Consider the following 25,631-nt stretch of genomic DNA (forward strand, 5'->3'; position numbering starts at 1 on the left):
GCCTCAACTGCTTGCGTAGACGCCGATCCAACCTTTGGGCTGCTTTGGGTTTTGCATTCTCAAAAATAGATACCGCGTCGCCGCCCACGGTTTAACCCGGTTCGTAAGGTTATCTAGAACTAAGTCACCTTGGCTCGACCGATAGACCAAAACGGCATGGGAATTCCGGCGAGTGTCCAACACCGTTGCAATCAGTAATTTGCTTGGGTCTAACCCTGCCCTAATCAGGTCGCGCTTCTTCAGCAGAGCAAAATCCTCACAGTCCCCACCTCGAGACGTCGGAAGCGCCCAAAACTCGCGAGTCCGGTATTGCGACTGATCGGTCACTGACCGTGTACTGGAATTTACCTTTCGGTTGATACTTTTGACCAGCTTCATTTCCTGAGTACTGGACATCTGAATAGATTGCTTGGTCGCACACGCCCATGAGTATTGCGCGCACAATCTTTGCGCGCCCGATGGCGGCGGAGAAACCGCCGACGTGGGGATAAACGCAGATTCTGCAATTGAGAGTTTCGCGCCAAACAACAGCACACCAATTGCCAGAGCGATTGCAGCTCCGACTGACTTCAATCTTTCAGGTGAACCTTTTGAACTCGTAAATAATTTGGAACAAAACACTTTCATGGCCATCCCTCGATCCAATACCATCCGAGCGATTACTTTTGTGTGCATCCATATTCCGTTCCCATAATCTATGGAAACGGAGGCGGCAAAGCAATCAAAGGTCAATCTGAGGGGGAAAAGCGGCAGAAATTCGTATTTCTTTTTGACGATTTCAGCGCAACAAAGTGGCAGTCGCGGCCACAATTGAAGACCCGCGCTGAACTGACGGGTCAAATAAAGACCGGATCCGGGAACAAACCGCTTAATACGGGACGCGGAATTTCAATAAATAGGGTGCTTCTTGACACACAGGTATGAAGCGTCAGGAAGCCCTATAATTCAATCCGTTATCTCGACGACAACGAGTTCTCGTTCGCTCGCGCCACGAGCATGATCGAGCGCTTCTTGATACTCAGGCGAGTTATAGCACTCTACCGCTGCTTCGAGAGACGGGAACCGAGCGACGACATTCCGGGGCCGCTCTTTCCCTTCCAACTGAACATATCTCGCTGCGCGGGCGATGAACTCACCACCATGCTTTGCAAGCGCCGGTCCGGCCAGCTCAGCATATTTCCCATAGGCGTCGGCATCCGTCACCGTGACGTGTGCAATCCAGAGTGCAGGCATCTTATCCTCCCAATACCTTTTCGGCCGCTTTTATAGCTGCGTCAGAGTTCGAGGCATCCTTGCCCCCACCCTGCGCCATATCCGGACGACCACCACCGCCCTTTCCTCCCAATTCGGATACGGCCGCTTTGACCAGATCCACGGCGGACACTTGGTCCGTCAAATCTGCGGTCACACCTGCTGCAACCGCTGCTTTGCCGCCTGTATCTGCAATCAGCAATACGGCACCGGACCCCAGCCGCGCCTTATGCTCGTCAATCAAGGAAGGAAGGTCCTTACCGGATACACCGGTCAACGACTGTGCCAGGAATTTCGTTCCATTGACTTCTCGCGCTTCGGTGCCGCCGCCCTGACCAGCGCCGCCGGCCATGGCCAGATCCCGACGCAACTGCGCCACTTCGTTCTGCAAAGCCTTACGTTCATCCAGCAAGGATTTGACCCGGTCCACGACATCATTGGGCTGTGCTTTCAGTTCAAGCGCGATTTGGGCCAGACGATGATCCTGTGCGGACAGGTAACGGAATGCCTCGTCTCCGGTCAGGGCCTCAATCCGACGTACTCCCGCGCTGCTTGCGCTGTCGCCGAGAACAACAAACGTTCCAATATCGCCGGTTTGTCGCACATGGGTGCCACCACACAATTCGATCGACCAAGTGTCACCATCGTGACCTTTGCCGGTGGCTGCTTTACCCATCGAAACGACACGTACCTCGTCACCATACTTTTCACCGAACAACGCCTGAGCGCCCAATTCACGGGCGTCATCCGGAGTCATGACCCGCGTCTCGACCGCTGAATTCTGACGGATGAAGTCATTCACCTCGCGTTCAACTTTCTGCACCTCTTCAAGCGTAAGTGCCTTGGAGTGGCTGAAATCGAAACGCAACCGATCTGCCGCATTCAGCGAGCCACGCTGTGCGACGTGATCTCCGAGTGTCTCGCGCAAGGCTTCGTGCAGCAGGTGCGTGGCCGAATGGTTGGCACGAATGGCGGTACGCCGAGCATGGTCGACCTCAAGCTCGACCGCGTCACCCTTGGAGATCGTCCCTTGATCCACTGTTACCTTGTGCGCATAAACCTTGCCATCTGCGTGTTTCCGTGTGTCCTCAACCCGGGACACGTGATCGCGGTCTTCGAGGCGGCGGATCTTGCCGGTATCACCAATTTGACCACCTGCTTCACCATAAAACGGCGTCTGGTTCACGATCACCCAACCATTGCCACCCTGCCCGATCTCGTCGACCAGAGCACCGTCGACAACAAGCGCGGCCACCTGACCTTCGGCCTTTTCCGTGTCGTATCCCAGGAAGTCCGTAGCACCCGCAATATCCAGAACGTCAAACCACACCGCCTGATCCGCGGCCTCGCCCGACCCTGCCCAGGCAGCGCGTGCCTTGGCTTTCTGTTCCGCCATCGCGGAATCGAAGCCATCCGTATCCACGGTCCGGCCCTTTTCCCGCAACGCATCTTGTGTCAGGTCCAGCGGGAACCCGTACGTATCATACAGTTTGAACGCCGCGTCACCCGGCAAAGGCTCTCCCTCGCGCAAACCAGAAACTTCGTCGTCCAACAACTTGAGACCACGATCCAGTGTCTGCTTGAACCGGGTTTCTTCCAGCAGCAAAGTCTCTTCGATCAGCGGCTGCGCCTGACCCAGTTCAGAATACTGAGCCCCCATTAACTGTACCAAAGTTGGTACCAGACGGTACATGACCGGATCCTTGGCGCCCAGCAAATGGGCGTGGCGCATGGCGCGCCGCATGATCCTGCGCAGTACGTAGCCGCGCCCGTCATTCGACGGCATCACACCATCTGCAATAAGGAAAGAGGTTGATCGCAGGTGATCCGCGATCACCCTATGATGCACATTCTGATCCCCGTAAGGATCGACGCCAGTTGCATCTGCCGAAGCCTCAATAAGCGTCTTGAACAGGTCGGTGTCGTAGTTGTCGTGGCTACCTTGCAAAAGCGCACCGATCCGCTCCAGCCCCATTCCGGTGTCGATCGACTGCATGTCGAGTTCGACCATCGAGCCGTCCTCGAACTGTTCGTTCTGCATGAAAACGATGTTCCAGATCTCGATGAACCGATCACCATCTTCCTCGGCTGATCCCGGAGGACCACCCCAGATATGATCGCCATGATCGTAGAAAATTTCGGTGCACGGTCCGCACGGTCCTGTCGGACCCATCTGCCAAAAATTGTCGTTGGTGGCGATGCGAATGATCCGATCTTCTGGGATGCCCACCTTTTTCCAGATATCAAACGCCTCATCATCGGTGTGATAGACCGTCGCCAGCAGGCGGTTCTTGTCGATGCCGAATTCCTTGGTGATCAGCTCCCATGCGAACGGAATCGCCTCGGGCTTGAAATAATCGCCGAACGAGAAGTTCCCCAGCATTTCGAAAAACGTATGGTGGCGCGCTGTGTAACCCACATTGTCCAGATCGTTGTGCTTGCCACCAGCGCGTACGCATTTCTGCGCTGTTGTGGCACGTTGGTAGTCACGGGTCTCAACGCCGGTGAACAGGTTCTTGAACTGCACCATGCCCGAGTTCACGAACATCAGCGTCGGATCATTGCGCGGCACCAACGGACTGGACGCGACCACTTCGTGACCCTGCTTGGCAAAGTAGTTCAGAAAGGTTGAGCGGATATCGTTCAGCGTTTGCATAGGGCTCTCTCAGCGCGCAATCATCATGTTCTGCGCAGGTTTAGCCCCGTGCCCCGGGAGTGTCCACAGGATTGGCACACCGGAACAAAACAAGGCGGCCCTACTGGACCGCCTTGTTCAAGGCATTCACGACGCCTGCGGAGTAACCGCAGCTTCTATGCTTCACATAACCAATTGCTAGGCTTCTAAGATATCATCCTCATCCGCCTGAGGAGGCATTTCAAAATCCAACCCGTGCGCTGCGCGAATCTTATCCTCAATATCCAATGCGATACGGCTGTTATCACGCAGGTATTGCTTGGCGTTCTCGCGCCCCTGCCCGATCCGCTCATCCCCATAACTGAACCAAGAGCCTGACTTTTCAACCACCCCGGCCTTGACGCCCAGATCCAGCAATTCGCCCATTTTGCTGATGCCTTCACCATACATGATGTCGAATTCCACCTGCTTGAACGGCGGCGCCACCTTGTTCTTGACGACCTTTACGCGGGTCTGGTTACCAACCACCTCATCGCGGTCCTTGATCGCACCGATCCGGCGAATGTCCAAACGAACCGAGCTGTAGAATTTCAGAGCGTTGCCGCCGGTGGTGGTTTCCGGACTTCCGAACATCACGCCGATTTTCATCCGGATCTGGTTGATGAAGATCACCATGCACTTCGAGCGACTGATCGAACCGGTAAGCTTGCGCATCGCCTGGCTCATCAAACGGGCCTGAACGCCGACATTGCTGTCGCCCATGTCGCCCTCCAGCTCGGATTTCGGCGTCAGAGCCGCAACCGAGTCGACCACAACCATGTTCACTGCGCCCGAGCGCACCAGCGTATCGGTAATCTCTAGCGCCTGTTCACCGGTGTCAGGCTGTGAAATCAGCAACTCATCGAGGTCGACACCCAGTTTACGAGCATATTGCGGGTCAAGAGCATGTTCCGCGTCAACAAACGCACACACACCGCCACGTTTTTGCTGCTCGGCAATACAATGCAGGGTCAGCGTCGTTTTACCGGAGCTTTCAGGTCCATAAATCTCAACAATTCGCCCCATCGGCAAACCGCCAATACCCAGCGCGATATCCAATCCCAAAGATCCGGTCGAGCTTGCTTCGATCTCCTGCTTGGTATCGTCGCCAAGCTTCATGATCGAGCCTTTGCCAAACTGTCGTTCAATCTGGGCCAGCGCGCTGTCGAGCGCCTTTTGCTTATCTGCGTTTTTCTTGTCGCTCATCGTCAGAAGATCCGCCATTGTCCTGTCGCCTTCCCTTTTGTCACACCCTTGATCGGGCGGCAATCGCTGCTTTGTTCGCCTCTTGTTCCTTATGAGATCAAAAAGAGAACATTTCAACAAAAACTTACAATTCTTACTGTTCTCCAATTGTGTTAAGGAGTCGTTTACGACAATCTGAAAATTCAAAAGCATTGAAGGTAAAGGGAAAAATGCTTGTTTTCTACAAAGAACGCCTAGCGCTTTTGTCCGTTCCCAAAACTGGTAGCTCGGCCTATCTTAAGGCACTACGGGACCGCGCCGATCTGGTCGTTTCCGGCCCTCCGGAATTAAAGCACGCGTCTGTTCGTCGTTTCGATCGGTTTTTCCAGAACATCTTTCAGAAGATGTTCGATACCGAAATGGAGATCATGGCTGTTGTACGCGAACCGGTCGACTGGCTGAGCAGCTGGTACAGGTACCGGGGTCGCCCAGAATTGGACGGCCATGCCAACTCGACCCAAAACCTCAGTTTCAATGCGTTCGTTCAGGCATATTTGCAAAACCCTCCTCCTGCCTTCGCCGATGTCGGCTGTCAGTCTGATTTTTTTCGGACTCGGAGCAACGGCGCCGGGGCGGCACATGTTTTCAAATACGAGAACCAATCAGCGATACTGGAATTCCTGCAAAACCGCCTCAACTGTGAGATTCACCTACCTTCGGAAAATGTGTCACCAATGCGGACCCTAGACTTGTCCGATAAAATCTATGCGAAATATCGCCGGAAATTCTCTGACGACTTCGCCTTACACGCATCGGCGCGCTAAATCCCTCAGTTAAGTTGTTGAAAAACTGCTTCGGTTAACTGTGTGAGGGAGAATGGTTTCGGCAGGAAAGTCGAATTTTCGATTTCAGGACCAGAGTCACTAAATGCGCCTTCGGTGTAGCCGGACATAAACACCACACGGACGTCGGGACGTGTCTTTAAGGCTTCCCGTACCCAAGTGGGGCCATCCATGCCGGGCATAACCACATCCGTAACGAACACGTCGACAGACAATGTGCGATCTTCCAGCAGATTCAACGCCGACTCGGCCGAATCCGCTTCAAGAACCGTGTAGCCTTTCAATCGCAAAGCCCTGGTGGCAAAAGCGCGCACCGGTGCCTCATCTTCAACCAGCAGCACTACGCCTTCACCCTGTTGCGCCCCCTGCTCAGGGTGGGCAACGACGGCCTCGGGTTCAATTATTTCTGCAATAGAGCACACAGGCAGGAATACCGTGAACTCAGTACCGTGACACAGAACACTGTCGACAAAAATGAATCCACCGGTCTGCTTTACGATCCCATAAACCGTGGAAAGGCCCAGACCGGTCCCTTCGCCGGTGCGCTTGGTGGTATAAAAGGGTTCGAACACTTTCTGCAGTTTATCTGCAGGTATGCCCACCCCGCTGTCGATCACCTTTACCGTAACGTATTCGCCGGGTTGCACCGTTGCGCGATCTCTCGCCAAGGGCTGATCCAATGTGGTGACTTCGGTTTCAATCCTAATCTCACCACCTTCGGGCATTGCATCGCGGGCATTGACGACGAGATTCATCAGAACCTGCTCAAGTTGCCGCTTGTCTGCCTTGACCGGCTTGAGCACCGGATCATGGCTGAGAGTCAGTCGTACCTTTTCCCCAACCAGACGGTTCAGTAAATGGATGAGGTCCGAGATCGTGTCCCTCAGATCCAACACCTCTGGTCTAAGCGTTTGTTTTCGGGAAAATGCTAATAACTGGCTGACAAGCGCCGCAGCCCGATTGGCGTTCTGATTGATCTGGACCAGGTCCCCGTAATTCGGATCATTCTGATCGTGACGCAGCAACAGAAGATCACAGTGGCCCGAGATTGCCGTCAATAGATTGTTGAAGTCATGCGCAACACCACCAGCCAATTGCCCGACAGCTTGCATTTTCTGTCCTTGTACAAACTGAGCTTCCAGAGTCTTAAGTTCGGTCGCATCATTCAAAACGGCGATCAGGCAAATCTTCCCATCCCAGAACACTCTGGACAGAGTGACCTGGACAAAAACCTCTTTATCATCGCGTGAGAGTCGTAAAAATTCCGAATGCGGGGGCAAATCCTGTTCAGCCGTGCGAACTAGCCACTCCCCAATCGGGTGACCCAGCCCCTGCATGATGTCTTCTATATTTGCTCTTTCGGGTCCCAACTCTCCGACCAGGCGAGCTGCAAGGCGGTTTGTTTCAAGGATTTCTCCCTCTGGCGAAAGACGCATGATCGGTACAGGCAGATCAGCAAAAGACTTCGCCCCAACCTCGGGCCGGGCACCTTTGACCGGCACCAGCAAAAGATCACGGTCTACCCCGCCATCACGAAGCGTCGACACAACCACTGTCTGCGGGCCGTCAGCAGTTTGAAGACGCGCCATCACGCCGTTTAGGGGTACCTCCCTTGAGATAACGTGTTCCAGCGAAGTCACCTCCTGCCCAAGCAGCAGCCGAGCGGCCTCATTGGCCTGCACGATGGTGCCGTTGCGCCCGGTTGTTATGATAGGAACTAGGGGGCTGTTCCATTGCCTTTTTGCCGCCAGTCCGATCCGCCAAGAATACAAACCGTTTTCAAGTTTCGTGACGCTGATCGTAGTTGCTTGTCCTCTCGTTACGATCTCTTCACAGGAATGTCCTTTGTCCCGGGCTCGTGCCTGAAGGCGAAATAGTATCGCAGCCGGATTGGCAAAAAGTGATCTCAGAGTGACGTCGAGCCGGAGTCCCTTTTGCGCTTGAAAACGCGCACGCGCTTGGTCGTTGGCGATCTGAAGATTTGCATTGGCGTCAGTGATGAAACAGGCTTCGTCCTCTTGTTCGATTAGCGCCGCTAACACAGAATTCTTCTGTTCTGCTATTCGAAGCGCCAACATGGTGCGGACAATTTGGAACAACGCGACCGATAGAAATGACAAGCCGACAACGACCAGACCAGTATTCCAATGGCCGGGTAAAACGCGAAAAACTGGGAGAGCACATAGCAATAAGGCACTTAAACCCAGTGAGATTATGCGCGCGCGACCGTGCCCCGATTCCGTCGTCGGCGGCGGCAAATTCTCTGTGGTGTCAGACATCAACTACTCAACGTGAATTGTTTCCGATGAGTATCGGATCACAATGGTTAACCGCTGCTTAACGAATTCGGCGGCCAAAAATCTTCTTTTAGTTGTTTTCAGTAGATCAGTTTCGCGTCAAGTGCGCCGTGTAAAACCCATCGGTTCCGTGGGAAACCCGCCACGCTTTACGATAAGTAGCCGACCAAGCCGGGTTGTTGCGGACAAATTGCTCGACGATGGCATCGTTTTCCACAGCCAACATTGAGCACGTCGCATAGGCCAGCGCACCCTGAGCCGCGACCATAGGTGCCGCCGCGTCCAGTATTTCGGATTGAACACCTGTAAGGGCCTGTAAACTTTCAGGCGTCAAGGTCCACTTCCCTGCAGGAGCCCGCCGCCATGACCCGCTGCCAGAGCAAGGCACGTCCGTCAAAACAACGTCGAATGGCGCTTGCTCCGCGATCTCGCTGCCAGCCAACACCGTGATCTTCGCCCCTGCCCGGTCTGCCCGCACTGGCAGATCACGCATGCGACCTGGATTGGCATCGTGGGCAAAAACACGCACGCCCTCGTGCCGAGCCGCCAGAGCCAAAGCCTTGCCGCCACCGCCTGCGCAATAGTCCAGTACACGCATGCCCGGCTGCAAATCCAATGCAGCAACTATGGCCTGACTGGCCGCATCCTGAAGTTCGACCAAACCCGATGCATAAGCCTGGCTTTGCGCAATTTTCCGGGCCCCTACCGTAACTTCCAGCGCAGTTTCGCAAGCAGAATGCGGCTGGGCTTCTATCTCATCTTGGCCCAGTGTCTGGATTGCCTGCGCCAAATCGCATTTGGAAAGATTGACCCGCAAATGAACCGGCGCGCGCTCTTGCAATGCTATCGCTGCTGCCTCAGCCTCATCCCCCAGAGATCGCTCGAACTCTGGCCAAAGCCATTCCGGGATGTCCAGCTGTTCGGCAGTGCTGGAAAAATTCCGTGCAACCTCAGAAATAGCCACGGGGTCAGGCGCATGGCGGGTTCCGGTAAATACGATCGACAGGTCCTGCCCTGATGCGCGAGTTTGACCGATCATCAGGCCACGGCCCGTTTCCGACCCTCCCAATGCCGCAAAAGAGCGCTTTCGGCGCAACGCTTCGAAAACATGATCGCGAATGGCGGCACGGTCTTTGGAACCCGCAAACCGGCTGCGGCGTGCCCAACCTGTCAGGGCCTTTTCCACTGGCGCACCAGCGAGGATGTCATCGAGAATTTCTATCGACGCCTGCACGCGCGCAGCTGGTATCATTGAGGTTTCCGATCCTTCGCGTCAGCTGCCGGACGGCGCCTTGAGGCCGGGCGCCGTGAACAGGTGTTGAAATCACATTACCCTGTAATTCGGGCTTTCACGCGTGATCTGAACGTCATGCACGTGGCTTTCTTTCAGGCCTGCGCCGGTGATTTTCACGAAGTTGCAGTTGCGGCGCATCTCTTCGACCGTGGCGCAACCGGTGTATCCCATGGCCGCGCGCAATCCGCCAACCAGCTGGTGAACCACAGCGCTAGCCGAGCCCTTGTAAGGCACTTGCCCCTCGATCCCTTCAGGAACCAGCTTGTCATTGGCGGCGTCTTTCTGGAAGTACCGGTCGGCCGACCCGCGAGCCATGGCACCCAGGCTGCCCATGCCGCGATACGATTTGAACGAACGGCCCTGATAAAGAATTACCTCGCCTGGGCTTTCATCCGTTCCCGCAATCATCGAACCGACCATGGCGCAGGATGCGCCGGCCGCGATGGCCTTGGCGAAATCGCCCGAGAACTTGATGCCGCCGTCAGCGATCACCGGAACGTCTCCCGCGGCCGAGGAACAATCCATAATGGCAGTCAACTGGGGCACACCCACACCGGCGACCATGCGGGTCGTGCAGATCGACCCCGGACCGATGCCAACCTTGATCGCGTCCGCCCCTGCATCGATCAGGGCGCGGGTTGCCTCACCGGTCGCCACGTTGCCTGCGATCACCTGCACTTCGTTTGACAATGTTTTTACGCGTTTGACCGCGTCAAGAACGCCCTGCGAATGGCCGTGCGCGGTATCAACAACTATGATGTCAACTCCGGAATCCACCAGTTGCTCGGACCTGCCAAAACCGGCATCGCCGACCGACGTCGCCGCCGCCACGCGCAAACGGCCAAGATGATCCTTGCACGCGGTTGGGTTCAATACGGCCTGTTCGGTATCCTTGAGCGTCAACAGACCGGTCAGTTTTCCCGAACCATCAACAACCAACAGCTTTTCGATCCGTCGGGCGCGCATCAGGCTCTTGGCCTCTTCCAGATCGGCGGGTTCCTGTAACATGGCCAGATTGTCCGACGTCATCATCGCGCTGATCGGCGTATCGTCCGACGTGGCAAACCGCATATCGCGGTTGGTGACGATGCCGACAACTCGCCCGTCAGCGTCGACAACCGGAAAGCCGGTGAAATTGTAACGTTCGACCAGCGCCTGTGCGTCGGCCAGCGTCTGATTGGCCGTCAGGGTGACCGGATTGTAGACGATCCCCGATTCAAACCGTTTCACGCGGCGAATTTCCCGTGCCTGTTCTTCGACCGACAGGTTCTTGTGAACAACGCCGATCCCACCGGCCTGGGCCATCGCGATGGCCATGCGCGCTTCGGTCACCGTGTCCATTGCTGAACTCAGCAACGGGATGTTCATGGTGATTTCGCGCGTCACACGCGTGGTCGTATCCGCAGTGGCCGGCAGCACGGAAGATGCGCCCGGAACCAAGAGAACGTCGTCAAAGGTGAGTGCCTCACGAATCTGCATCTGTTAACCCCATGCAAAAGCCCGTTTGACGGTGACCCTATTGCATGGATTGCACCGAAGGAAAAGCCCCCGACCTCAAGTAGTTTCCGCCTGCGGGGCGATGACGCGGTGGAAAACGACGCAAGCTGTGCAATTCGTGCCGCTGACGGGCCTTTCCCTTTGCGCACAAACCCATATCTTGCGCGGGATACGCGCGAATACAAAAAGGCATGTCACCCATGACCACCGATCCTCTTGTCGTCTTCACTCCGTCCGGTAAACGCGGGCATTTCCCGGTCGGCACCCCGATATTGGCCGCCGCCCGTCAATTGGGCGTCGACTTGGATTCGGTCTGCGGAGGGCGTGGCATCTGCTCGAAATGCCAGATCACGCCCAGCTATGGCGAGTTTCCCAAGCACGGCGTGACGGCTCACGAAGACGCACTGAGCGAATGGAACTCAGTCGAACAGCGATATGATGACAAACGTGGCCTGAAGCCGGGCCGCCGGTTGGGTTGTCAGGCTTCAGTTCAAGGTGACATCGTGATCGACGTACCGCCTGAAAGCCAGGTTCACAGGCAGGTTGTCCGAAAGGCGGCCACAGCGCGCGCGATCACGATGGACCCGGCGACGCGCCTCTATTTTGTCGTGGTGGAAGAACCCGACATGCACTCGCCCACGGGCGATCTGGAGAGGCTGGAGCGCGCCCTGCGCGAGCAGTGGCACATCGAAGCGGTAACAGCTGATCTTTCCCTGATGTCCAAGCTGCAACCTGTTCTGCGCAAGGGCAAATGGGAAGTAACGGTGGCTGTGCACAAAGGCCACAAGGACACCGTTGCCCGGATCGTTGAAATCTGGCCCGGCCTGCATGAAAGCGGCCTCTATGGCCTTGCGATCGATCTCGGATCGACCACCATTGCCGCCCATCTGACCGATCTGGAAACCGGCGAGGTAAAGGCGTCTTCAGGTTTGATGAATCCGCAGATTCGATTTGGCGAAGACCTGATGAGCCGCGTGTCCTATTCGATGATGAACCCCGGCGGAGATCGGGAAATGACCAAAGCCGTGCGCGAGGCGATCAATGATCTGACGACCTCGATCGCGGAAGAAGCCGGTATCGACGCCAAGTTGATTGTCGAGACGGTCTTTGTCTGTAACCCCGTCATGCACCACTTGCTGCTGGGTCTGGACCCGGTCGAGCTGGGCCAGGCTCCGTTTGCTTTGGCGACATCTGAAAGCATTTCACTGCCCGCACGCGAGATGGACCTGATCAACATGAACCCACGCGCACAGGTCTACATTCTACCGTGCATAGCGGGACATGTAGGCGCCGACTGTGCAGCCGTGGCCCTTTCCGAAGAGCCCGGCAAGTCCAATGATCTGGTCCTGATTGTGGACGTGGGCACCAATGCCGAAATTCTGCTGGGCGACACCAGACGTGTTTTGGCCTGTTCTTCCCCGACAGGTCCCGCATTTGAGGGTGCACAGATCAGTTCCGGCCAACGCGCCGCGCCCGGCGCCATAGAGCGGATCGAGATCGACCCTGTCACAAAAGAACCCCGATTCCGCATCATCGGATCCGAGAAATGGTCGGACGAAGACGGGTTTGATCAGGATGTTGCGACAACCGGGATCACCGGGATTTGTGGATCGGGCATCATCGAGGCCGTAGCCGAGATGCGCATCGCCGGGCTTCTGGACGAAAGCGGTTTGATTGGCTCGGCTGAACAGACGGGAACAGCACGTGCGATCCCGGAAGGGCGTACCCATGCCTATCTGATTCACGATGCCAGTGCAGATGGGGGTCCGAGGATCACAGTCACGCAAGGTGACATCCGTGCAATCCAACTGGCCAAGTCAGCGCTTTATGCGGGCGCACGTCTGCTGATGGACGAGATGGAGGTCGACAAAGTCGATCGCGTAGTTCTGGCTGGCGCGTTCGGCGCCCATATCTCGACCAAACACGCGATGGTGCTGGGCATGATCCCGGACGCACCTCTGAACAAGGTCTCAAGTGCAGGCAACGCCGCCGGAACCGGGGCGCGGATAGCCCTGTGCAACATTGGCTCACGGGCCGAGATCGAGCGTGTGGTGCGCGAAATCACCAAGATCGAAACTGCAATCGAACCCAAATTTCAGGACCATTTCGTGGCCGCCAACGCGATCCCGCACAAGACCGACCCGTTCCCGGAATTGTCGCAGGTGGTCACCCTGCCCAACCCCAGTTTTAACACTGGTGGAGATGAGGAAAAATCTGGCCGCCGCCGTCGCAGAAGGTCATAGTCGGGCCAACTCAAGGAGGCCCGAATGCAGACAATAAACGACGAGCAAGCCGAGTATTGGGGCAAGTCGGCCTCAGGTGCCAAATGGTTAATCTACGAAGATCAGCTTGACCTTCTGATGTCTCCTGTACTCGACCTGCTTTTGAAGCGCGCCGAGCTGCAACCGGGTATGCGGGTGCTCGATATCGGGTGCGGCACGGGTGTAAGCGCCATTGCTGCTGCGCAACAAGTCGGCAAAACCGGCCATGTCCTTGCGGTTGATATTTCCCAACCCTTTCTGGACCGGGCTCAAGCCCGCGCGTCCCAAAGTGGTCTGAGCAACATCGAATTCCAATACGCAGACGCTCAGGCACATGCGTTTGCTGAGGCTGAACGGGACGCTGCGATCTCACGCTTTGGCGTGATGTTCTTCGAGGACTCTGTCGCCGCGTTTGCCAATATGGCCCGCGCGTTGAAGCCCGGCGGGCAGATGACTTTTGCAACCTGGGGCCCGCTTGCCGACAATCCCTGGTTCAAAATCCCACATATTGCGGCAGCTTCGCACCTCGGCCAGCCACCTAAGGTAGACCGTTTCGCGCCCGGGCCATTGGCATTTCATGACATCGATCACGTCACCGGAATGATGGCACAGGCGGGCCTGACCAAAATCGAAGCAGATGCTGTGCCCGTTGATTTGGAGGGTGTTGGTTCCATTCTGGACACGGCCGCCCTGTGTACACGTGTTGGCCCCGCAGCCCGAGTGATATCGTATTTCGATGGAACTTCTCAGGATGTTCGGGCTATTCGGGATACAGTAGCAGAAGAATTCCGTCCTTTCGCCAACGGCCAGAGCCTGAAGATTCCAGCGGTCATCAACTTATATCAAGCGCGGCGTTTGGATTGATTGAAAAAGGAAATGGAGCGGGTAGCGGGAATCGAACCCGCGCGTTCAGCTTGGGAAGCTGACAGGCTACCATTACATCATACCCGCCGCTTTTGACTGGATACCTTGCCCCAAGATCGGGTTCAAGCCAGTTCAATCCGTTCGGGCACGCAAACTTTCGATCAGGTCCTGATCCACCTCCAGCATGCGACCCGCCGCATCAAGCGTTTTGTGGTCCAGATGCTGCGGATTCAGATCAACCCCGTCCGAAAACGCATCAACAATGGCCGTTATCGCCTTGATACGGGCGTATTTCTTGTTGTTGGCCGGAATGACATGCCAGGGTGCAACTTCGGTTGACGTTCGAGCCAGCATCTCATCCACCGCGACCTCAGTCTCTTGCCATTTCTCGCGATTACGGAAGTCTTCATAGGTGAGTTTCCAGCGCTTCATCGGATTGTGCAGGCGTTCGGTAAATCGAGCCATCTGTTCTTCCGGCGAGATATGGAAGAACAGTTTTACGATGCGTGTCCCGTCATCCACCAGCATCCGTTCAAAATCATTGATTTCTCGATAGGCAGCGCGCCATCGCTCTTCCGGGGTGAACTGTTCAGTCCGTTCAACCATTACACGACCGTACCAACTTCGGTCGAATGCCGAAATCGCGCCTTCGGGCGGCAAACGTTCCCAAAACCGCAGCAAATAGTGGCGGTTGAGGTAGTAATTGCGCGGTGCTCCAATGGGCCAGACTTTGAAACTACGCGGATCCAACGCCTGGCTGACGCGACGGATCGTGCCCCCTTTGCCGGCCGCGTCCCAGCCTTCAAACACAATGACTCCCTTGAGTCCGTGGAAAAGAAACGCCTGCTGGATAAGCGCCAACTGCGCTTGCAAGCCCACTAGCCGGTCGAGATACTCCCCCTTCCCAAGCCGTTTGGACAAATCGGCATCCGACAGTTTTGGAGGATGATGAATCATGGGCACACCTGTTTTGGAAATTTCATGGGCCCAGTCTTATGACTCAAATTTTCGGTGACAATGATCCGTATCAAAAATGAAAAAGGCCGGGCTAACACCCGGCCTTTGGAACCTCCAACTTAAGGCAGATCAGGCGCGACGGCGACGGCCGCCACCGCGACGGCTACCAGCAGCACCGGCTGCGCCTGCTTCGCCCGGCGCTTTGTTGAATCTGATCCACTCACCACCATGCGGGTCGTTGTTGGTCAGCAGGTTGGCAGCGCGGATGGCCTCCATCTCTTTGCCTGCGCGCGGAAGGGTCGAGCCCAAACCGAACAGCTGACAGAAGGTTTCATCATCCATGTCCGCAGGCAGGATGATGCCTTTTGCTTCAACCTCGGCCTTTTTCTCGGCCAGTTTCTTGGGCCCCACCGGCAGCGCTACCGGGTTCATGATCGCCGACGTCATGCCGGCACCCATCGCCATCGGCAGGAAAGCGTTGTTGATTCCGTGGCGGTTCGGCAGACCGAAGGACACGTTCGATGCGCCACAGGTGGTGTTCACGCCCAGTTCTTCGCGCAAGCGACGGACCAGGGCAAACACCTGCTGACCGGCCGTTGCCATCGCACCGATCGGCATGACCAACGGGTCAACCACGATATCATGCGCGGGGATGCCGAAATCAGCCGCACGTTCAACGATCTTCTTGGCGACTTCGAAACGCACGTCGGGATCTTCGGAAATACCGGTGTCATCGTTCGAAATTGCAACGACCGGCACATTATACTTTTTGACCAGCGGCAGCACCAGTTCCAGACGATCTTCTTCGCCCGTGACCGAGTTCAGCAGCGGGCGACCCTCGGCCGTTTCAAGTCCTGCCTCAAGCGCGCCCGGAACCGACGAGTCGATGCACAGCGGCACGTCGACCAGACCCTGAACCATCTCGACGATCTTGGTCATCAGCGGCGGCTCGGTCTCGTTCGGGTTGGGGTTCGAGTTGTAAACAACACCTGCGTTGATATCCAGAACGGTCGCACCTGCAGCAACCTGCGCCAGCGCATCTTTCTCGACGGTCGAGAAATCACCGGCCTCAAGCTCGGCGGCCAGCTTCTTGCGGCCTGTCGGGTTAATCCGCTCACCGATCACGCAGAACGGTTCGTCAAAGCCAAGGACGGCGGTTTTTGTTTTTGATTCGACGACTGTACGGGTCATGTCCGATCCTTAGGAGTTTACAGGCTTTGCCGAAGCGCCGCCGTTATTGATGGCCCAATTGGCGTTGGTCTTGATGCCGCCAAGCGGGAAGAAGTGCACGTTGGTGATGTTGAAATCCGGGTTGGCCGCCTTGTGGTTGGCCAGTTCGGTGATCACATCGTTCGGCTCATACGGCAGCAGCAGCTTGGACACATCCATTGCGCGCTTCTGCAATACCTTCAGCGACGGGCCGACGCCACATGCGATAGCAAACTTGATCAGCGTCTGCAGCTTTGCCGGACCTGCGATACCGATGTGAACCGGAATGTCGATGCCCGCAGCTTTCAGGCTGTCGGCCCATTCGATGATCGGCTTTGCATCAAATGCGAACTGCGTTGCCAGCGCCATTTCGGCATCGGTGGTTTCGCTAAACTTCTGTTTCCAGCGCAACGCGTCATCCACGTTCTTGGTCGAGCCGTCCGGATCGATGTCCTTGTTGCCCTCGGGGTGGCCCGCAACATGCAGGCGCTTGAAGCCCGCCTTATCAAACAGGCCGGTTTCCAACAGCTGCATCGAGCTGTCGAAATCACCATGCGGATTGGCAACACCACCGGCCAGCAGCAGCGCCTGATCGACACCTGCTTCGCCTTGATACATGGAAATCCAGTTTTCCAGCGTGGCCGCGTCCTTGATGATGCGCGCCGGGAAGTGCGGCATGACCGGATAACCTTCATCAGTGATCCGCTTGGCCGTTTTGACCATATCCTCGATCGGAGTGCCCTCGATATGGGCGATGTAGACGCGGGTGCCTTCGGGCAGCAGCGCACGGAAGTCCTCGACCTTTTCGGCGGTCCGCGGCATCACCTCGATCGAATAGCCTTGCAAAAAGGCTTCGACGGTCGGGTTCACCGGGGCCTTTTCGGCCGCATCACGTTTCTTGAAGTTCAGCAAAGCCATCGTGGCCTCCCATAAAGATTTTGGGCTCATGCCCAACCGTCATTGGCGATCAGAGTCTTGATGCGGTCCTGATCGTATTCCGTTTCCAGACGCACGGCTTCTGCCTCGGCAACCTCGGACGGGTCGCCCTCAACTACAAAAGGCTCGGCTTTGCGCCATTCGGCCAGATAGGCATCACTGTCCTTTGCATTCACCTTCATGGCAGCACGGTCGATCGCTTGCTCGAACCGTTCCTCCAACTGCCGCTTGGCGCCACGCCGGCCTTTGCCGACGATGACCTGAGCGGGAATGTCGCGCCAGTATACAATAGTGACGTCAGGCATCTTTGTGATTCCTCCTAACCCGATGGGCTGGTTCTAAACTTCAATGTGGGCTCGGGCCGGTCGATTTTCGACACCCGACGCTTTTCCAGCGACGTTTTTGCCCACTATGGGATGCCGGGCTTGTATCGGAAGTTTCCCGAGTTCCCGACATCAAAATCTTCATGACGATAATGAGCGTCTTGCGTGATCGCAGTGCGCGACCTATGGTCGGGGTAACTCGAAAATCGGAGGGCGTTAAGATGGCGCCCAAGCGTCCCAAAGGTGCGGGCGCGTTCCCGAAGGCGGTCGAAAGCCCCGCGCCGGCAAGACCCGATCCAGATGCGTTATATGCGGCGCTGGATCTGGGGACTAATAGCTGCCGCATGTTGATAGCCCAGCCCAAGGGCAGCGGGTTCCATGTGGTAGACAGTTTTTCCAAGTCCGTGCAGCTGGGCGCCGGACTGGAACGCACCGGACGATTGTCGCGGGCGTCGATGGCGCGCACCGTGCAGGCCCTGCGGATCTGCCAGCAAAAACTGAAGCGTAACAAAGTCAGGCGGATGCGGCTGATTGCGACCGAAGCCTGTCGGCGGGCCAAGAACTCGCGCGAGTTCATCCGGCAGGTAAAGCGCGAAACCGGTTTGACCCTTGAGATCATCCAGCCCGAGGAAGAAGCACGCCTGGCCGTCATCTCATGCGCGCCACTGGTTTCGACCAAGACCGAACAATTGCTGGTCGTCGATATTGGTGGCGGCTCGACCGAGTTGGTGTGGATCGACATTTCATCCCTTCCTCGCCGTGACCGGCCTGCGGCGATCATGCGACTACACAACGGGTTCCACCCTGCTGAAAGCCCGTTTCCAGCGGCCAAAGTCGTAGACTGGATCAGCGTACCCCTGGGGGTGGCCACGCTGCGTGACCAGTTTCACGATGTTGAGGATGACTCGGCCCGGTTCGCCTTGATGAGTTGGTTTTTCGAGGAAAACCTTGCCGATTTCGCCCCCTACAAGGACGAACAGGCACGCGAAGGATTTCAGATCGTCGGCACAAGCGGCACAGTGACCACTGTCGCCGCCTCGCACCTAGGCTTGAAACGCTATGACCGGACCAAGGTCGATGGATTGCGCATGACCAGCGATCAGATTGACAAAGTCATACGTGGCTATCTAGAACTCGGCCCTCAGGGTCGGCGTCGTGATCCCCGTATTGGTGACGACAGGCAGGCTCTTATCATGTCCGGCTCGGCCATATTGCAGGCTCTGTTACGTTGCTGGCCCACCGACCGCCTTTCCGTGGCGGACCGGGGGCTGCGCGAAGGTCTGCTTTATGCACAGATGAGCGCGGATGGCGTATTGGAAGACGGACCGTTCTGATGGCGAAGACACCAACTGGCAAAAACACCTCGGGTCGCGGACAGCGCGACCTGAAGGTTCAGGTTAAAACCGCGCGCGGGCGCAAGCTCAGCTCGACCCGCTGGCTGCAAAGGCAGTTGAATGACCCCTACGTGAAACGCGCCCAAACCGAAGGGTATCGCGGACGGGCCGCGTTCAAGATTCTGGAACTGGATGAAAAATTCCGCTTCCTCGTTCCGGGCGCTCGCGTCGTAGATTTGGGCTGTGCCCCCGGCGGGTGGTGCCAGGTTGCTGTGAAGCGGGTGAATGCACTGGGCGAGCGGACGGACAAAAAGGTCGGCACCGTTCTGGGCATCGACCTGCAAGAAGTCGAACCCATCGCCGGGGTCGAGATCTACCAGCTCGATTTCATGGATGATGGCGCCGACGAGCAAGTCAAGGAATGGCTGGGCGGCAAAGCGGATGTAGTGATGTCGGATATGGCCGCATCGTCATCGGGGCACAAGCAGACAGATCACTTGCGCATCATGGCTTTGTGCGAAACGGCGGCTTATTTTGCGTTTGATGTGCTGGAAGAAGGCGGCACGTTTGTCGCCAAGGTACTGGCAGGAGGTGCAGAGGGCGACTTGCAAAAGCTGCTGAAGCAGAAATTCCAGAAAGTGGCCAATGTGAAACCACCGGCATCCCGGTCGGACAGTTCGGAAAAGTTTGTCGTCGCCACCGGGTTCAGAGGCTGAGGCTTAGTCCAGCTTGAATTTACCGTCGATGATGCGCTGTTCCCGTAGTGATGCGGTTGCTATTCCTTGCAAAAGCAAGGCGTCACCGTGACTGACGTAGACGGTTTTCTTGGCACGCAGTTCAGCGATACGGTCATCCAGAGTTGTTTTGCGTGACCCTGCCAGTGGCGGTATTTTTGTAGGAAAACGTTTCGACATAGAACACCTGAAGACATCGTTACCCTACTGTCCCTACCGATCAATTCTGCCGGAAACGTGGCACAAATCTGCCTGTACAGTGCCGTTTCAGCACCTCATCTGATTGTTTGAATTTCCTTCAACTCAACACGGTCACTAGGCTATCACTCCGATTCCTTGCCTTTCTGCGCATTCTGTAAGTCGATCAATGCCCCGTTATATTCGGCCCCTAGGATCAACATTGCTGAACACAGATAAAGAAAGATAAGGGCGGCCATGGCGCCAGCGAGACCCGCATATGTCGCGCTGTATCTGGCAAACTGTGCAATATAGATCGAGAACCCCCAACCACCTGCAGCCCATAGCGCAAGGGTCAGAACGACCCCTGGCAGGATCTGCGTAACCCTGTGGCGTCGCGTCGGAAGGATCAAATGTGCCAGAAGAACCATCCCCGTCGGTACTGCCACGGTAAAGGTCCAACGCAAACGGTCAACCGACAGCCACTCCCCCACATCCACATCCGTCTTTTCCGTAACCAAGCGCGTATAAACAGGCAACACCACTTCTACCGCCGCAATGGCCAAAATTGCAGCCCCGCCAGCAATGACCAATGCGAAACACAACAGACGTGTCTTCCAGAATGGCCAGCTGTCCTGATCGTGGTAGGCCTGCGTCATGGCTTGGCGAACGGCAGCGACCCCGTTGGACGAAAAATAGATCGCCAACAGACCACCTAGGGTGATCACTCCGGTCCCTGCCCCGTCCAGAACGGCTCGCAGTTCCGAAACGATCGGATCAGCCACATCCTTTGGCCAGGCACCAAAAATCAGTTCAATCAGCTCATCGGTGACATAGCCTTGCGACAGCGCACCTGCCAGTGCAACTGTGAACAGAACGAAGGGGAACAACGCCATCATCAGGGACATTGCCACATGGCTACTCATGACGAAGCCGTTTTTGTTGTTGAACCTGCGCACAGCCAGCCAAAGGGCGCGCAGAAATTGGCCTGATGAAGGAATCGATACATGGGTCATAATCGGACCCTAAACCACGTTGGAACCGGGCTGAACAAGACAATCCCGCCCCGGTGCTGAATTCTTGCCGATAACCGACTGAGCGGATTGCATAAACCCGTCAGCCTGTGCAGGATCACGCGACAAACGCAATAAGGCCACCACATGACCTCTGAAAGCCAAAACGACCTTGCCCGCCCCCGTCTGACTTTGACGGTCGTCCGGGACATAGCCATTGTGGCCACTTTGGTCGTGCTGGCGCTGTACGCAGGTTCCAAGTTTCTGATCCCTTTGACCATGGCGCTGCTGATCAATGTTCTGATCATCGCGCTTGCCGACCGGGTTCGAGCGGTGACACGGGCACCGGTCTGGCTGGCCAATATCGCCGGTGTCACAGTCGTTCTGGCCGGCTTGTTCATGATTATGTACGTGCTCGGCAGTCAGGCCACGCAGTTTGCCCGCTCGATTAACACATACGAGAACCAATTCGACACCGCCGTCAATCGCATCACCGGGCTGGTGGGCAATGACGTCACCAGCTTTATCCGCGACAATCTGGTCAGCATCGACATGTCCTTTGTCGCGCGGCTGCTGCTTGGCAGTGCGACTTCACTGCTCAATCAGTTCTTTCTGATCAGCCTATATGTGGCCTTCCTGATGGCAGAGCGGCTGGCATTTCGTAAAAAAATACAGCTTGCAGCGGGAAACCCTCAGCTCGGCGCCGATCTGGCATCGGTTCTGGATGCGATTTCCTACAGCCTGCAACGGTATGTGGGTGTTAAAACCTTCATCAGCCTGATCACCGCGACCATCAGCTACACCGTGTTCCGCGTTCTGGGATTGGAATACGCCGAGACCTGGGCAGTCCTGACCTTTGCGTTGAACTTCATTCCGTCGATTGGCTCGATCATCGCGGTGGTGTTTCCGGCCATGATCGCGCTGGTTCAATTCGAAAGCATCGGACCGTTTCTGGTGATCGTACTGGGCTGCGGCACCCTTCAGTTCTTGATCGGTAATTTTCTGGACCCAGCCATGCTGGGACGATCCCTGAACATGTCGACATTTCTGGTCATATTAGCTCTGACCTTCTGGACAACAATATGGGGATTAATCGGAGCTTTTCTTAGCGTCCCGCTGACAGTCTGCATTCTGATTATCTTCAGCCATATCCCGGCTTTGCGACCTGTCGCGATACTCATGTCACTGGACGGCCGGTTAGCAGAGGACGACGCCCATAGCGACGCGCGCCGTTCAGCTCTGACAAAGTGAGATCAGGGCACTCCTGTCCTTCAATCGCAACCGGCCATAACCACCTTCGACCAGTTCTTGCTTGATCAGGTTTTGCAAGGATCGATGCAGCGTAGGAGCAGAAACGGCAATCATGGCGGCCAGTTCTTCTTGTGAAATATGAATCCAACCGTCCGGGTCGGTGGCGACTTCTTCCAAATGCAACAGGCGCAGAATCAGCCGCTTCATATTTCCGGTTGTCCCAAGATTGGCGATGATCCGCAGAGCTTTCTGCATGTTTTCATAAGAGAGGGAGTAAAAATCTCTGAGATATTCGGGGTTGTCTTTCACCAGACGCTCCAGTCGCGAGCTTGGGAAAAACAGGGTTTCTGTGGGCTGAGTTGCCACAACGCTGATCAATCTGCGTGTCGACGCGAAAAGTGCCAGATCTCCGACCCAGAATCCGGCGCCTTCCTGGTGCACTGTAAACTCCTGACCATCATCAGCAGGCGCAGTGATTTTCACTGCACCCTGCAGTACCCCGTGAATGCCATCTGCAGGATCACCCTGAAGGTATAAAACCTCATCCGGATCGTAATTCTTGGTGACGGCGCAGGACAAAAGCGCATCCTGAAAGGTCGGCGACCGGGCCGCGAACCAACCAGACTCCCTCAACGATTTCCCGTTACTCAAATTTTTTAACATCTGTATTTTTCAACTTCATCATGTGATAAATTTCGAACTGCTGCACTGTCATACGTTATCGCTACACGACTCCCGCGCAAACTGAATTTCTGCGGGAAATCTTTAGCTTAATGGCGGGCATTGAAATTGTTTCCAGTCCCGTACGCTGATTTATTCGTCGGGCTTTGCAGGTCCATAAGTTCAGGAGCAACACATGTTACCTTCCTCTCAGTTCCTAAAAAACTGGCGCACGAGAATGCGGCAGGCAGCCGTGGCGTCGATCGCGGTTGCAATGGCCTTGCCCGCCTGGGCCCAAGACCAAAAACCCAATATCCTTGTCATATGGGGCGATGATATCGGCCAATCAAACATTTCAGCCTACACGATGGGTTTGATGGGGTACCAAACGCCCAATATCGACCGGGTTGCCAACGAGGGAATGATTTTCACTGACTATTACGGTGAGCAATCCTGCACCGCCGGGCGATCATCTTACATTATGGGCCAATCGGTATTCCGGACAGGATTGTCCAAGGTTGGCCTGCCCGGAGCGGATCTTGGCATGCAGGTTGAGGATCCGACCATTGCGGGCCTACTGAAAGACCACGGCTATGTGACGGGGCAATTTGGCAAGAACCACCTTGGCGACAAAGATGAACATCTGCCCACAAACCATGGTTTTGACGAATTTTTCGGGAATCTGTACCACCTGAACGCCGAAGAAGAGCCCGAAAACGAAGACTATCCGGGCGATGCCGTAATGTCGGATGGCCGCACCTTCCGAGAGTCCTTTGGGCCGCGTGGTGTGATCAAATCCAGTGCCGATGGCGAGATTCAGGACACGGGTCCTCTGACCAGGAAACGAATGGAAACAGTTGACGAGGAAACTGTCGCTGGCGCGATTGATTTCATCAAGCGTGCGAATGAGCAAGGTAAGCCTTTCTACGTCTGGTGGAACGGTACCCGCATGCACTTCCGCACTCATGTCAAAGACGAGATGCGCGCGCAGGCAAACGAAATCGTCGGTGGTGTAGCGGATGAATACTCAGCCGGCATGATCGAACATGACATGCATGTGGGTCAGCTGCTCGATCTGTTGGACGAACTTGGTATCGCCGACAACACGATCGTGCACTACTCAACGGATAACGGACCGCACTACAACACCTGGCCAGATGCCGCCGCGACGCCGTTCTGGGGTGAAAAGAACACCAATTGGGAAGGTGGATGGCGTGTGCCTTCGATGGTGCGTTGGCCCGGCCAGATCGAGGCAGGATCGGTCAGCAATCAGATCGTGCATCACATGGATTGGTTGCCGACCTTTTTGGCCGTGGCCGGAGATCCGGACATCAAGGAGAAGCTGAAGGAGGGTTACAGCTCACCGGCAATGGGGCGCGATTACAGGGTGCATCTGGACGGGTATAACATCCTGCCTATGCTCACCGGTGAAACAATGGATAGCCCGCGCCGTGAGATTTTCTATTTCTCAGATGACGGCGATCTGACTGCATTGCGCTTTGATGACTGGAAGCTGATCTTCCTGGAGCAGAAAGCCTGGGCGACCCTGCGTGCGTGGATTGAACCCTGGACCGAGCTTCGGGTTCCGCTGATCATCAACCTGCGCCGCGATCCGTATGAGCGCGCGTACAGGACTTCCAACACGTACTATGACTGGCTGCTCGACCGGGCCTATTTCCTGGTTCCGGCACAGCAGTATGTGGGTAGTTTCCTGGCGACATTCCAAGAATACCCGCCGCGCCAGAAAGCCGCCAGTTTCAACCTGAATCAGGTTATGGAAAAACTGACGACGCCTGCATCCAACTGATGCGTCAGATATTGAAGACAGTTCAGGGGCCGCTGGCCAAGCGGCCCCTGACAATTTGATCAGGAGGTTTCTCGTGAAAATTCGATCTCTTTCAGTCTTATTCGCCGCCCTTCCGTTGATTGCATTTGCCGATCCACTGCCAAGCTGGACCGACACGGAGACGAAGAAACAGATTGTATCCTTTGTCACCTCTGTGACAGATCCCGAGAATCCTGACTACGTTACACCGTCGGAGCGTATAGCGGTCTTCGACAATGACGGGACACTCTGGGCTGAACAGCCGGTCTATTTTCAGTTCATCTTTGCCATGGACCGTCTGGCCGAACTTGCCGAGCAAGATCCGGCGATCCTGTCCTCTCCTATTCTGAAGGCCGCGGCAGAAGGAGACCTGGAACCCATCCTGAAAGGCGGTCATGACGCCCTGATTGAGGTCGTAAACGCTTCGCATTCTGGTGTTAGCGTGACCGAGTTTCAGGACGCTGTCGCAGAATGGCTGGAAAACGCACGGCACACCGACACAGACCTGCCTTATGACCAGATGACCTATCAGCCGATGGTTGAACTGCTTCGCTATCTTCGTGACGAAGGTTTCAAGACCTACATCGTGTCGGGTGGAGGGCTGCATTTCATGCGTGTCTTTGCCCAGGAGGCTTACGGCATCCCGCCCGAACAGGTGTTGGGCACTTATGGCGAAACCACTTATGACACTTCAGGCGACAACCCCGTGATTTCCAAGATGCCGGGTATCGCATTTATTGACGATAAGGAAGGCAAACCGATCAACATCGAACGGACCATAGGTCGCCGACCTATCCTGGCCGGTGGAAACTCGGACGGCGACTTTGCCATGCTGGAATGGACGACTGCCGGCGACGGGCCTCGATTGGGAGTACTGGTCCATCATACGGATGCCGAACGAGAATGGGCCTATGATCGTGAAAGCCATATCGGGCAATTGGTCGACGGCCTCGACAAAGGTCCCGATATGGGGTGGGTCATCGTTGATATGGCTAATGACTGGTCACGCATCTACACTGGCGCGAACTGAACCATTCGGATTACAAC

22 protein-coding genes and 1 tRNA gene are annotated in these 25,631 nt (G+C 55.9%); 8 read left to right on the plus strand and 15 right to left on the minus strand.

Annotation, left to right across the window (positions count from 1 at the left end; translation table 11 throughout):
* Positions 1-3: 3 nt before the first annotated feature.
* The 4 genes from AC2TDA_RS11805 to recA all read right to left on the minus strand — a co-directional run bounded on the left by AC2TDA_RS11805 (position 4) and on the right by recA (position 5,149).
* Positions 4-840 (minus strand): transglutaminase-like cysteine peptidase, encoded by an 837-nt coding sequence (locus AC2TDA_RS11805; protein WP_480879369.1) that lies wholly within the window; start codon positions 838-840, stop codon positions 4-6.
* Between the two features lie 105 nt (positions 841-945).
* Positions 946-1,233, minus strand: coding sequence for a DUF1330 domain-containing protein (locus tag AC2TDA_RS11810; RefSeq protein WP_480847954.1), 288 nt, complete (start codon positions 1,231-1,233; stop codon positions 946-948).
* 1 nt (position 1,234) lies between these two features.
* Positions 1,235-3,907 (minus strand): alanine--tRNA ligase, encoded by a 2,673-nt coding sequence (gene alaS / locus AC2TDA_RS11815; protein WP_480879370.1) that lies wholly within the window; start codon positions 3,905-3,907, stop codon positions 1,235-1,237.
* Between the two features lie 177 nt (positions 3,908-4,084).
* Entirely contained in the window at positions 4,085-5,149 is a 1,065-nt protein-coding gene (gene recA / locus AC2TDA_RS11820) for a recombinase RecA (protein WP_480879371.1), read from the minus strand.
* A gap of 191 nt (positions 5,150-5,340) precedes the next feature.
* Between recA and AC2TDA_RS11825 the strand changes: the two genes are divergently transcribed.
* Positions 5,341-5,934, plus strand: a complete 594-nt coding sequence (locus tag AC2TDA_RS11825) for a gamma-glutamyl kinase (protein WP_480879373.1) — start codon at positions 5,341-5,343, stop codon at positions 5,932-5,934.
* 5 nt (positions 5,935-5,939) lie between these two features.
* Here the strand turns inward: AC2TDA_RS11825 and AC2TDA_RS11830 are convergent, their stop codons facing one another.
* From AC2TDA_RS11830 to guaB, 3 genes are all read right to left on the minus strand, one after another.
* The gene (locus tag AC2TDA_RS11830) at positions 5,940-8,231 is read right to left on the minus strand and encodes a hybrid sensor histidine kinase/response regulator (RefSeq protein WP_480879375.1); all 2,292 of its coding nucleotides are present in this window, start codon (positions 8,229-8,231) and stop codon (positions 5,940-5,942) included.
* Positions 8,232-8,337: 106 nt separating this feature from the next.
* Positions 8,338-9,501 (minus strand): RsmB/NOP family class I SAM-dependent RNA methyltransferase, encoded by a 1,164-nt coding sequence (locus tag AC2TDA_RS11835; RefSeq protein ID WP_480879377.1) that lies wholly within the window; start codon positions 9,499-9,501, stop codon positions 8,338-8,340.
* A 72-nt stretch (positions 9,502-9,573) separates the two neighbouring features.
* Entirely contained in the window at positions 9,574-11,022 is a 1,449-nt protein-coding gene (gene guaB, locus AC2TDA_RS11840; protein WP_480879378.1) for an IMP dehydrogenase, read from the minus strand.
* A gap of 218 nt (positions 11,023-11,240) precedes the next feature.
* Between guaB and AC2TDA_RS11845 the strand changes: the two genes are divergently transcribed.
* Both AC2TDA_RS11845 and AC2TDA_RS11850 read left to right on the plus strand, forming a co-directional pair.
* Entirely contained in the window at positions 11,241-13,283 is a 2,043-nt protein-coding gene (locus tag AC2TDA_RS11845) for an ASKHA domain-containing protein (protein ID WP_480879379.1), read from the plus strand.
* A 24-nt stretch (positions 13,284-13,307) separates the two neighbouring features.
* A complete protein-coding gene (locus tag AC2TDA_RS11850) occupies positions 13,308-14,165 on the plus strand; it encodes a class I SAM-dependent methyltransferase (protein ID WP_480879380.1) in 858 nt (285 codons plus the stop codon).
* Between the two features lie 13 nt (positions 14,166-14,178).
* Here AC2TDA_RS11850 and AC2TDA_RS11855 read toward each other — a convergent pair.
* From AC2TDA_RS11855 to AC2TDA_RS11875, 5 genes are all read right to left on the minus strand, one after another.
* Positions 14,179-14,252: transfer RNA gene (locus tag AC2TDA_RS11855), tRNA-Gly, on the minus strand.
* Positions 14,253-14,297: 45 nt separating this feature from the next.
* Positions 14,298-15,122: a polyphosphate kinase 2 family protein gene (locus AC2TDA_RS11860; RefSeq protein ID WP_480847969.1), complete on the minus strand. Its 825-nt coding sequence runs from the start codon at positions 15,120-15,122 to the stop codon at positions 14,298-14,300.
* A gap of 129 nt (positions 15,123-15,251) precedes the next feature.
* Positions 15,252-16,313 (minus strand): methyltetrahydrofolate cobalamin methyltransferase, encoded by a 1,062-nt coding sequence (locus AC2TDA_RS11865; RefSeq protein ID WP_480847970.1) that lies wholly within the window; start codon positions 16,311-16,313, stop codon positions 15,252-15,254.
* A 9-nt stretch (positions 16,314-16,322) separates the two neighbouring features.
* A complete protein-coding gene (locus tag AC2TDA_RS11870) occupies positions 16,323-17,249 on the minus strand; it encodes a methylenetetrahydrofolate reductase (RefSeq protein ID WP_480847972.1) in 927 nt (308 codons plus the stop codon).
* Between the two features lie 26 nt (positions 17,250-17,275).
* On the minus strand, positions 17,276-17,572 hold the full coding sequence (locus tag AC2TDA_RS11875) for a virulence factor (RefSeq protein WP_480847974.1): 297 nt from the start codon (positions 17,570-17,572) through the stop codon (positions 17,276-17,278).
* Between the two features lie 239 nt (positions 17,573-17,811).
* Between AC2TDA_RS11875 and AC2TDA_RS11880 the strand changes: the two genes are divergently transcribed.
* Both AC2TDA_RS11880 and AC2TDA_RS11885 read left to right on the plus strand, forming a co-directional pair.
* A complete protein-coding gene (locus AC2TDA_RS11880; protein WP_480847975.1) occupies positions 17,812-18,924 on the plus strand; it encodes a Ppx/GppA phosphatase family protein in 1,113 nt (370 codons plus the stop codon).
* On the plus strand, positions 18,924-19,640 hold the full coding sequence (locus AC2TDA_RS11885; protein ID WP_480847977.1) for an RlmE family RNA methyltransferase: 717 nt from the start codon (positions 18,924-18,926) through the stop codon (positions 19,638-19,640). The genes AC2TDA_RS11880 and AC2TDA_RS11885 overlap by 1 nt, the downstream gene beginning before the upstream one ends.
* 3 nt (positions 19,641-19,643) lie before the next feature.
* Here the strand turns inward: AC2TDA_RS11885 and AC2TDA_RS11890 are convergent, their stop codons facing one another.
* Both AC2TDA_RS11890 and AC2TDA_RS11895 read right to left on the minus strand, forming a co-directional pair.
* Complete coding sequence (locus tag AC2TDA_RS11890) at positions 19,644-19,838, minus strand: hypothetical protein (protein ID WP_480879381.1); 195 nt, start codon at positions 19,836-19,838, stop codon at positions 19,644-19,646.
* Between the two features lie 143 nt (positions 19,839-19,981).
* Complete coding sequence (locus AC2TDA_RS11895) at positions 19,982-20,851, minus strand: YihY/virulence factor BrkB family protein (RefSeq protein ID WP_480879382.1); 870 nt, start codon at positions 20,849-20,851, stop codon at positions 19,982-19,984.
* Positions 20,852-20,995: 144 nt separating this feature from the next.
* Between AC2TDA_RS11895 and AC2TDA_RS11900 the strand changes: the two genes are divergently transcribed.
* Positions 20,996-22,099 (plus strand): AI-2E family transporter, encoded by a 1,104-nt coding sequence (locus AC2TDA_RS11900; protein WP_480879383.1) that lies wholly within the window; start codon positions 20,996-20,998, stop codon positions 22,097-22,099.
* Here AC2TDA_RS11900 and AC2TDA_RS11905 read toward each other — a convergent pair.
* Complete coding sequence (locus AC2TDA_RS11905) at positions 22,082-22,732, minus strand: Crp/Fnr family transcriptional regulator (RefSeq protein ID WP_480879384.1); 651 nt, start codon at positions 22,730-22,732, stop codon at positions 22,082-22,084. The two genes, AC2TDA_RS11900 and AC2TDA_RS11905, sit on opposite strands and share 18 nt — an antisense overlap.
* Positions 22,733-23,033: 301 nt before the next feature.
* Between AC2TDA_RS11905 and AC2TDA_RS11910 the strand changes: the two genes are divergently transcribed.
* On the plus strand, positions 23,034-24,566 hold the full coding sequence (locus AC2TDA_RS11910) for an arylsulfatase (protein ID WP_480879497.1): 1,533 nt from the start codon (positions 23,034-23,036) through the stop codon (positions 24,564-24,566).
* A gap of 73 nt (positions 24,567-24,639) precedes the next feature.
* A complete protein-coding gene (locus tag AC2TDA_RS11915) occupies positions 24,640-25,614 on the plus strand; it encodes an HAD family hydrolase (RefSeq protein ID WP_480879385.1) in 975 nt (324 codons plus the stop codon).
* Positions 25,615-25,631: the final 17 nt, after the last annotated feature.

The sequence above is a fragment of the Ruegeria sp. HKCCD6426 genome (assembly GCF_057221115.1).